This is a genomic window from Allobosea sp. 05T422_2, from assembly GCF_056396265.1.
The window spans coordinates 43482-52555 of record NZ_JBFTLD010000015.1 but is presented as its reverse complement, the minus strand read 5'-3'; the positions used below and the strand labels follow the sequence as shown (position 1 = coordinate 52555).

The following is a 9074-nucleotide window of genomic DNA, read 5'->3' as shown; positions in this document are numbered from 1 at the left end:
GGCCGATGTCGTCGACAAGACCTACACGATCTCGCCCTCGTCGGCGGAAGGCTCGAAGGCCTATGAGCGCCTGGTCAAGCTGATCGGCGTGGCTTCGCCCGATCCCTACACGACGCAGATCTATGACCAGATCAACCTGGTGCTGATGGCGATCGCGCTGGCCGGCGATGCGTCCGGTACGGCGATCAAGGACACGATCCGCAAGGCGAGCCAGGCGCCGGGCGGTGCCAAGATCGATAATGCGATTGACGGCCTGAAGGCGATCGCAGCCAAGCAGCCTGTCGACTATGACGGCGCCAGCGGCCCGTGCGACTTCACCGAGACCGGCGATATCAGCGACTCGAAGTTCCGCTACGAGCAGGTCCAGGGCGGGAAGATCGTTCTGGTCAAGATCGCCTGATCCCGAAAGACCCGCGCGCGTGACCCTTTTCCTGCAGGCGCTCATCAACGGGCTGATGACTGGGGCGTTGATTGCCGTCCCGGCTGTCGGCTTCTCGGCCATTTTCGCCGTGCTGCGCTATCCCAACTTCGCCATCGCATCCTATGCCACCATTGGCGCCTTTGCCGCATGGTGGGCGAATGTGGTGCTGGGGCTGCCGATTATTCCGGCTCTCGTGATTGCGTTTGCTATCGCCGGAGCCGTCGGCGTGGTCGCGGAGGAGAGTGCGCTCAGCCGCCTGCGCGGGAACGGGGCGCTCATCGTCGCCATCGCCTCGATCGCGCTCAATCTCGTGCTTGAGAATATCGTCCGGTTCGTCTTCGGCAACGACATGCGCGGCTATAACCTGCCCCTGATGCGCGACATGCGCTTCGGCGATCTGCGGATTGGCCCGCAGCAGCTGCAGAGCCTTGCGCTGGCGGTCGTGATCATGGCCGCGATGTTTGCCTTCCTGCGCTATACGCGCTTCGGCAAGGCCATGCGCGCAGTCGCCGACAATCCCGATCTCGCCCGGCTGAAGGGCATCGATCCTGCCCGGATCGCCATCGTCACCGTCTTCCTGGGCGCTGGGCTCACCGGTGTCGGCGGCGTGCTGATCGGCCTCGATACCTCGATCGACCCGCTCACCGGCTATCGCGTGTTGCTGTCGGTCTTCGCCGCCGCGGTGCTCGGCGGGCTCGGCTCGATCCCTGGCGCCGTGGTTGGAGCGCTTGCGCTCGGCATCGCCGAAGAACTGGCGTTGATTGCGGTGCCCGCAACCTATCGCACCGCCGTCGGCTTCATCGCGATCCTGATCATGCTGACCTTCCGTCCACGCGGCATCCTGGGCGAGAGGGCGGTCTGATGTTGTCCTATGTCATCTTCACCCTGACGCTCTGTGGTATCTACGCGCTGCTCGCGCTCAGCCTGAACCTGATCTGGGGCGGCGTCGGACTGGTCAATCTCGGCCTTGCCGGGTTCTTTGCGGTCGGAGCCTATGCTTCTGCGCTGGCGACTGGGGCAGGGGCGCCGGTGCTCTTCGGCTGGACCGCGGCGCTCGCGGTCGGCGCGGTGGTCGGGCTTGTCGTCACATTCGCGACCTTGCGCCTGCGCGACGACTATCTCGCCATCGTCACGCTCGGCTTTGCCGAGGTGATCCGGCTCGTTGCATTGAACGAGCGCTGGCTCACCAAGGGATCCGACGGCATTTCCGGGATCAAGGCGCCTCTGAAGGCCGAGCTCGGCCTCATGGGCTTCAACCTGTTCTATCTCGGTCTGGTCACGCTGATCGTGGCCGGCGTCTGGCTGCTGCTGCGTCGGCTCGACGGCTCGCCCTATGGCCGGGCGATGAAGGCGATCCGCGAGGATCAGCAGCTTGCGGCCTTCGCCGGAAAGACGGTGCTGCGTTTCAAGCTCCAGGCCTTCGCGCTCTCAGCTGCCATCGCGGCATTGGCCGGCGCGCTCTATGCGCATTTCCAGTCCTATGTGTCGCCTGACCATTTCCAGCCGCTGATCACGATCTACATCTTCCTGGCGGTGACTGCCGGCGGTGTCGGTCGCCCGAGCGGCGCGGTCGTGGGCGCTTATCTCGTCGTGATCTTCCTCGAGGCGACGCGCTTCGCCACCGAATGGGTGCCAGGTCTGCAGCCTGTCCAGGTCGCGGCACTGCGCGAGATCCTGGTCGGGCTCGCGCTGATCCTCGTCCTGCACCTGCGGCCGCAGGGGCTCCTGCCCGAACGCATTCCACGTGCACCCAAACCCGTTCCTTTCAAAGCCTGAATCCCGGAGTTCACGATGTCCGATGATCTTGCCGCCCTGTCGCGCCTGCTTGCAGAGCCCGGCCAGCCGGACACGCTGTTCAAGGCCTTCGAGGCTGTGACCAAGCAGCTCGTCGGGCATGAGCTCTTCACCCTGCTCTACGTCGATGGCGAGGAGGTCGCGCGGATCTATTCGAACCGCCCGGCCGAATATCCGGTCTCGGGCCGCAAGACGATGGGGCCGACGCCCTGGGGCGACCATGTGCTGAAGGGGCGCAAGCCCTATCTCGGGCGCGACAAGGCCGGAATCCGCTGGGCCTTCTTCGATCACGTGCTGATCGAGAGCATGGGCCTCGGCTCGGTCATCAATGTCCCGGCGCTCTATGACGGCAAGGTCGTTGGCACGATCAACCTGCTCGCGCCGGAAGGCTTCTATCGCGAGGAGCATGTGCCGCTGGTTGAGCGGCTGGCGCCTCTGCTGGTTCCCGCATTCCTGGCTGCCCGCGCAGCAGCGCGCGCTGTCTGACAGCTCCCATCCGACTGGAGAATTGCCGTGGCTTCCACCCTCTTCACCAATGCCCGCATCGTCGACGGCACCGCGCCGGAGCGCGGTGCACCGGTTTCAGTCCTGGTCGAGGGCGGGACGATCCGCGAGGTCGGCAAGACCGTGTCCGCCGGCAAGGCGAAGGTGATCGATCTGGCGGGCCGGACCTTGATGCCCGGGCTGATCGACGCGCATGTGCATGTCATCGCCGGCGTCGCCGATCTCGGGCGCAATGCGGCGCTGCCGGACTCCCTCGTGACGGTGCGCTCCCTCGTGATCATGCGCGAGATGCTGCTGCGCGGCTTCACCACGGTGCGTGATGTCGGCGGCGCCGATTTCGGGCTGAAGGTTGCGACCGAGGAGGGGCATTTCCCCACACCGCGCCTCGTCATTTCCGGCAAGGCGCTGAGCCAGACCGGCGGCCATGCCGATTTCCGCGGCCGCTATGACGATCGCGAGGCGGTGACGACCCGTCATCGGCTCGGCGCTCTCGGCCGCATTTGCGACGGCATCGACCAAGTGCGCCGGGCGGCTCGCGAGGAGCTCAAGGGCGGAGCCGATTTCATCAAGATCATGGCCAATGGCGGCTGTGCCTCTCCGACCGATCCGATCCATTTCCTCGGCTATTCCGTGAGCGAGCTCGAGGCGATCGTCGAGGAAGCCCGGATGGCCGGCACTTATGTCTCGGCCCATGTCTATACGGACGAGGCGATCCGCCGCTGCGTCGAGGCTGGCGTCCACTCGCTCGAACATTGCAACCTGATCCAGGCGGATACAGCCAAGCTCGCCGCCGCGAAGGGCGCCGTCGCCGTGCCGACCCTGGTGACCTATGACAAGCTCGCCAGCGAAGGCGGCAAGCTCGGTTTCCCGCCGGATTCCATCGCCAAGGTCGAGAATGTCCGTGTCGCCGGCATGGATTCGCTCGCCATCATGAGGAAGGCGGGCCTGCCCATGGCCTATGGCAGCGATCTTCTCGGCGAGATGCATCGTCATCAGTCCGAGGAGTTCGTCATTCGCGGCCGCGCCCTGCCGGCGCATGAGGTGATCGGTGCGGCCACCCATGTCGCGGCGAAGCTGCTCGGGCTCGAAGGCAAGATCGGTACGGTCGCGCCGGGCGCCCATGCCGACCTGGTCGTCGTCGACGGYGACCCGCTGAAGGACCTGGCGTTGCTGACCCGCCAGGGCCGGCATATGCCGCTGATCATGAAGGGCGGCGCCTTCATGAAGCGCTCAAGCCTGAGCTGAGGCCGCTGGCGGGCAGACAATCGAGCGGTTCCGGGACGATCGGTTAGCCGAGGCCCGGAACCCGGATCCACAACCGCGTGTCAAAGGCTCGCCGGCTCGCACGGGCGGAGCCTGTGCCCCGGCCCTGGCAGCCCATTCGCCGTTGACTTCGCGGAGGAGGAGAGGAGGATGTCGTCCTGACGCGTCGCCAGACAACAAAGGGGCGCCTCCGATGACAATCGCAAAGAAACTCCAAGCCTATATCGACGGCGAAGGCATCGCCTATGACACCGTCGCGCATCACCGTACGGCGACCAGCAGCCAGTCGGCGCAAGCCGCGCATGTCCCGGGCAGCAGGCTGGCCAAATCCGTGGTGGTTCACCATGAGAGCGGCTATGTCCTGGCCGTCGTTCCCAGCACGCACCGGATCGAGCTCTCCACTTTGCAGGATGTGATACACCAGCGGCTCGGCCTCGCCTCGGAGGATGAGGTGAGTTCGCTGTTCGTCGATTGCGACCTGGGCGCGGTTCCGCCGATCGGATCGGCCTATGACGTACCGGTGATCCTCGATGAAAGCCTTCATGACGCCAGGGACGTCTATTTCGAGGGGGGCGACCACAGGACGCTGGTGCGCGTCAGTGGACCTGACTTTTGCAACCTGATGAAGGATGCGCGGGTCGCTCGCTTCAGCCACCCGTCCTAGACATCGGCATCGCGCGGGGCGACGGAGCCCCTATCGATCGGCGCGCGCGACCACGGAGCGGAACAGGACATTCAGTCCGGGCTCCAGATCCTCGCGCGTGCAGAGTTCCAGGTTGTTATGGGTGATGCCGTTTTTGCACGGCGCGAAGATCATCGCCGTCGGAGCATGGCGGGCGACGAAATAGGCGTCGTGCCCGGCCTGGCTCAGGATATCCTGCGTCCGGTAGCCGAGCCCGAGCGAGACAGAGCGGATGCCCTCGATCAGTTCGCCCGAGAAAATCCGTCCGCCCCAGTTCCAGGTGTCGAGGATTTCGGCCGTGCAGCCGCCGCGTGCTGCGGCTTCGCCAATGGCGCGGCGCACGCGCTCGGCCATGACCAGGGTCGTCTCCGCGTCGGGATGGCGGACGTCGCAAACCGCCTGCGCCCAGTCCGACAGGATGCCGGGCTTGTTCGGCCAGGCGACGAGCCGCGAACCTGTCGCCTTGCCGCCCGTGCCGGCGTTCTCCCAGCCGATATCGTCGACCGCAGTGAGAAGGCGCGCGCCGGCCACCAGGGCGTTCCTGCGCCGCTCCATCGGCCAGGGACCGGTATGGGCGGTCTCGCCTCGGAATTCGACGAGCATGCCGCAACTCGGGTAGCCGCCGGTAACGACGCCGACCTGCATGCCCTCGCGGTCGAGAATCGGGCCCTGTTCGATATGGAACTCGAAATAGGCGTCGAAGGCGTGCGGGCTTGCCTCCATCTCGCCGAGATAACCGATGCGCTGCAGCTCCTGGCCGAGACTGATTCCGTCATCGTCGGTGCGACCGCGGGCCCAGTCCAGTGTGTAGGTGCCGGTGAAGCAGCCCGAGCCGACCATGGGCGGGGAGAAGCGGCCGCCCTCCTCATTGGTCCAGTTCACGATCTCCAGCGGGCGGCGCGTGCGATGGCCGAGCGCATCGAGCGTGCGGCAGACTTCGAGCGCGCCGAGCACGCCGGCGATGCCGTCGAAGCGGCCGCCATTCACCTGCGTGTCGAGATGGCTTCCCATCACGACGGGAGGCAGCGTGTCGTCGCGGCCCTGACGCCGGGCGAAGATATTGCCGATTCCGTCGATGCGGACGGTGAGGCCGGCCTCCCGGCACCAGCCGACGAACTCGTCGCGGACCTGCTTGTCGGCATCCGACAAGGCAAGCCTGGAGAGACCGCCCGGCCGGCCCGGACCGATCTCGCCCGACCGTTCTATTGTCGTCCAGAAGCGCTCGATGTCGATGCGGGCGGCGGCAGGCGGGCTCATGGCGAAGATCTCTTGCGCAAGGTCGGCGAGCGATGCCGCGCAAGCAAATAGCCGTCACGGCATCACGGGATGCATCAACTCTGAGCGGCGCGACACCGTTCTGGCAACTGGATATTCGTCATGGCCTTGCCCGGCGCCGCGCATTGGTCGTGATTCTCGCCAGGGCTGGATCATCTGACGGGATACCGTATCCGGTCCGATGATCCAGGCTTCCGTGCTTGCATCGGCTTTCCCCGAAAACCTCAATTCACTTTCCGGGCCGATGCTTTAGCGCTCCAGCCAGAGCGCGGTTCTCGGCGACAGCGACAGGCTGACKGGTGCCGCGACCTCATGCAGGTCGCCGCCCGACTGGAAGGGCAGGTCGACCGAGACTTCGGTTTCGCCGATCGTGACGCCGTAGCGCATGCTCGATCCCAGGAACTCGCGATGCGCGATCCTGCCCGGCAACGCGACTTGCCCAGCATGCGTGGCGCCTGCGGCGCCGAGAGTCGCATGCTGGGGACGAAAGACCAGCTTGGCGCCGGTCGGGACCGCTACATCACCCGGGATCGGGAGCTTCGCGCCGCCCTTGACCTCGAAGGCGCGTTCGGTGCCGCTGCCGACAACCTTGCCCTCGAGGATATTGGCGGTACCAAGGAAATTCGCGACGAAGAGATTGGCCGGGCGCTCGTAAAGGTCCATCGGGGTGCCGACCTGCTGGACGATGCCCTCGTTCATCACCGCGATGCGGTCGCAGATCGTGTTGGCCTCCTCCTGGTCGTGGGTGACGAAGATCGTCGTCAGGCCGAGGCGCTGCTGCAGGTCGCGCAGCTCGCGCCGCACCTGCACGCGCAGCTTGGCGTCGAGATTGGAGAGCGGCTCATCGAGCAGCAGGACCTTCGGTTCGACCGCGACGGTGCGCGCGACCGCGACGCGCTGCTGCTGGCCGCCGGAGAGCTGGGATGGGCGCCTGTCGCCGAGATGGCCGAGCCCGACCAGGTCGAGCGCGACCCCGACGCGCCGCTCGATCTCGGCGCGGGCGACGCCGCGCTCCTCAAGACCGAAGGCGACGTTCTTGCGGACTGTCATATGCGGCCAGAGTGCATAGGACTGGAAGACCATGCCGACATCGCGCTTCCAGGGCGGCAGGGTGGAAATGTCCTGGCCGCCGATCCGGACCTGGCCGGTATCGGCCTGGTTGAAGCCGGCGATAAGGCGGAGCAGCGTGGTTTTGCCGCAGCCCGATGGCCCGAGAAAGGCGAAGAATTCACCGGGCCGGATCGCGAGGTTGACGTTCTTCAGCACATGATTGGTGCCGTAGGAGAGATTGATGCCCTCGATATCGACGGCGACGGCTTTGGTAGCGAGCGGTGCGATGGCGTTCATGATCAGTGGCCCATTCCCTTGGCCTTCTGGCTGCGTTCGATGATGAGATGGGAGAGGAAGGTGCAGGCCGCGACGAGGATGACCGCGACGACGCCAAGCGCCGCACCAGGCCCACGTCCGGCGGCGGACTGCATAAAGACATAGAGCCCATAGGCCAGTGGCGCGTCGGAGTTGGACTGCACCAGCATCAGCGTGGCCGAGAGCTCGACCGCCGCGGTCGAGAAGCTGGTGACGAAGCCGGCGAGAATGCCGCCTGCCATCAGCGGGACGACGACGCGCCGCACTGTCCGGGATTTGGTGGCGCCGAGATTCTCCGCCGCCTCCTCAAGTGAGACCGAGATCTGCTGCAGCGCCGCGTGGCAGGCGCGCAGCGCATAGGGCAGGCGCCGGATCGCGAGCGCCAGCACGATGGTGATCCAGAGCGAGGCGAGCGGCGTGCCGTCCGGCAAGGTGATGCCGTAGAAGGTCCGGAGGTAGCCGATGCCGAGCACCACACCCGGGATCGCCAGTGCCGCCGACGCCGTCCAGTCCAGCCATTCGCGGCCGACCAGCTTCGTCCGCAGCACGAGATAGGCGATCGCCACACCGAGCACGATGTCGATCCCGCCTGCGATGCTGGCATAGATCAGCGTGTTCTTGATGTAGACGGAGCTCTCGCCGAAGACGCGGGCGTAATGAGCGACGGTGAAGGCGTCCGGCAGCGGCGAATAGGACCAGATMGTCGCAAAGGAGAGCAGCAGCAGTCCCAGATGCGGCGCGAGCACCAGCGCCAGGATCAGGATGACGACGCCATAGCCGAAGATGGCCTCAGTCGGTGACATCACACGTTTGGCGAGGCCGCCGCCGCCGCGCTGGGTCGTGGCGTAGTCGCGGCCCTTCAGCGCCAGCGCCGACAGCCACATGGCGACGACCGAGGCGATGATCAGGACGACCGAGATGACATAGCCCATCGGGTCGGCAATCCCGATCGAGGTCACCCGCAGATAGGCCTGCGGCGCCAGCATGTCCTTGACGTTGAGCAGGAGGGGGGTCGCCAGATCGTCGAAGACCTTGACGAAGACCAGCGAGGCGCCGGCGAGATAGCCCGGCATGGCAAGCGGGAAGACGATGCGGCGGAAGAGGCGGAAGCCGGAGGAGCCGAGATTCTGCGCGGCCTCTTCCATGGCCCGGTCGATATTGCGCAACGCCGCCGAGAGATTGATCAGGATGAACGGGAAGTAGTGGACCGACTGGACGAAAATGACGCCGTTCAGCCCTTCCATGAAGCCGATCTTGAAGCCGAACCAATCATCCAGCAGCAGGTTGATCGAGCCGTTGCGGCCGAAGAAGAGCTGCATCGCCACGGCGCCGACGAAGGGCGGCATGATCAGGGGCAGGAAACCCAGCGTCTGGACGACCGCAGCGCCGCGGAAGACGAAACGCGTCGTCAGATAGGCCAGCGGCAGTGCGAAGACCGACGCCCAGACCACCGACATGGCCGAGACATAGACCGAGTTCCAGAACGACCGGATGAACAGCTCGGTGCGGAAGAAGTCGTAGAAATTGATCAGCGTGAAGCTGTTCGTACCCTTCTCGGTGAAGGCGACATAGATCACCGTTGCCACCGGCAGCACGAGGAAGAACAGCAGGAAGGCTGCAATGGCCAGCGCGAGCGCGATCTGGCCAGGCGTCGCCGACATGCGTTTGGGGCGCGAGAGCGCGGGGACGGCGGTCATGGGGAGTTCCCGAAAGAGGCTCGATCGATAAAGCCCGCGCCATCATGCCAGACGGCCGCGCGGAGATCCGCGA

The 9074-nt window shown here is 65.6% G+C and carries 8 protein-coding genes and 1 pseudogene; 6 read left to right on the top strand and 3 right to left on the bottom strand.

Features of this window, described 5'->3' with window-relative positions; genetic code table 11:
- The 6 genes and pseudogenes from AC1DJT_RS05025 to AC1DJT_RS05000 form a co-directional block, all read left to right on the top strand.
- Nucleotides 1–400: pseudogene (locus AC1DJT_RS05025) on the top strand (ABC transporter substrate-binding protein); the annotation flags it as partial.
- Nucleotides 401–419: 19 nt separating this feature from the next.
- Nucleotides 420–1283, top strand: coding sequence for a branched-chain amino acid ABC transporter permease (locus AC1DJT_RS05020; protein ID WP_476767812.1), 864 nt, complete (start codon nucleotides 420–422; stop codon nucleotides 1281–1283).
- Nucleotides 1283–2197 carry a branched-chain amino acid ABC transporter permease gene (locus tag AC1DJT_RS05015; protein WP_441492679.1) on the top strand — a complete coding sequence of 305 codons (915 nt, stop codon included), beginning with the start codon at nucleotides 1283–1285 and terminating at the stop codon, nucleotides 2195–2197. Before AC1DJT_RS05020 ends, AC1DJT_RS05015 begins: the two co-directional genes overlap by 1 nt.
- 15 nt (nucleotides 2198–2212) lie before the next feature.
- Nucleotides 2213–2701, top strand: coding sequence for a GAF domain-containing protein (locus AC1DJT_RS05010; protein WP_441507459.1), 489 nt, complete (start codon nucleotides 2213–2215; stop codon nucleotides 2699–2701).
- A 27-nt stretch (nucleotides 2702–2728) separates the two neighbouring features.
- Nucleotides 2729–3964, top strand: coding sequence for a metal-dependent hydrolase family protein (locus tag AC1DJT_RS05005; protein ID WP_441507458.1), 1236 nt, complete (start codon nucleotides 2729–2731; stop codon nucleotides 3962–3964).
- Between the two features lie 211 nt (nucleotides 3965–4175).
- Nucleotides 4176–4646 carry an aminoacyl-tRNA deacylase gene (locus tag AC1DJT_RS05000; RefSeq protein ID WP_441492682.1) on the top strand — a complete coding sequence of 157 codons (471 nt, stop codon included), beginning with the start codon at nucleotides 4176–4178 and terminating at the stop codon, nucleotides 4644–4646.
- 30 nt (nucleotides 4647–4676) lie between these two features.
- Here the strand turns inward: AC1DJT_RS05000 and AC1DJT_RS04995 are convergent, their stop codons facing one another.
- The 3 genes from AC1DJT_RS04995 to AC1DJT_RS04985 all read right to left on the bottom strand — a co-directional run bounded on the left by AC1DJT_RS04995 (nucleotide 4677) and on the right by AC1DJT_RS04985 (nucleotide 9001).
- A complete protein-coding gene (locus AC1DJT_RS04995) occupies nucleotides 4677–5921 on the bottom strand; it encodes a Zn-dependent hydrolase (protein WP_441507457.1) in 1245 nt (414 codons plus the stop codon).
- A 267-nt stretch (nucleotides 5922–6188) separates the two neighbouring features.
- Nucleotides 6189–7286: an ABC transporter ATP-binding protein gene (locus AC1DJT_RS04990; RefSeq protein ID WP_441492685.1), complete on the bottom strand. Its 1098-nt coding sequence runs from the start codon at nucleotides 7284–7286 to the stop codon at nucleotides 6189–6191.
- Between the two features lie 2 nt (nucleotides 7287–7288).
- Nucleotides 7289–9001 (bottom strand): ABC transporter permease, encoded by a 1713-nt coding sequence (locus AC1DJT_RS04985; protein WP_441492686.1) that lies wholly within the window; start codon nucleotides 8999–9001, stop codon nucleotides 7289–7291.
- Nucleotides 9002–9074: the final 73 nt, after the last annotated feature.

Coding starts and splice junctions, on each gene's coding strand:
- AC1DJT_RS05015 (WP_441492679.1), top strand. CDS start 1,283: ATGTTGTCCTATGTCATCTTCACCCTGACGCTCTGTGGTATCTACGCG.
- AC1DJT_RS05010 (WP_441507459.1), top strand. CDS start 2,213: ATGTCCGATGATCTTGCCGCCCTGTCGCGCCTGCTTGCAGAGCCCGGC.
- AC1DJT_RS05000 (WP_441492682.1), top strand. CDS start 4,176: ATGACAATCGCAAAGAAACTCCAAGCCTATATCGACGGCGAAGGCATC.
- AC1DJT_RS04995 (WP_441507457.1), bottom strand. CDS start 5,921: ATGAGCCCGCCTGCCGCCGCCCGCATCGACATCGAGCGCTTCTGGACG.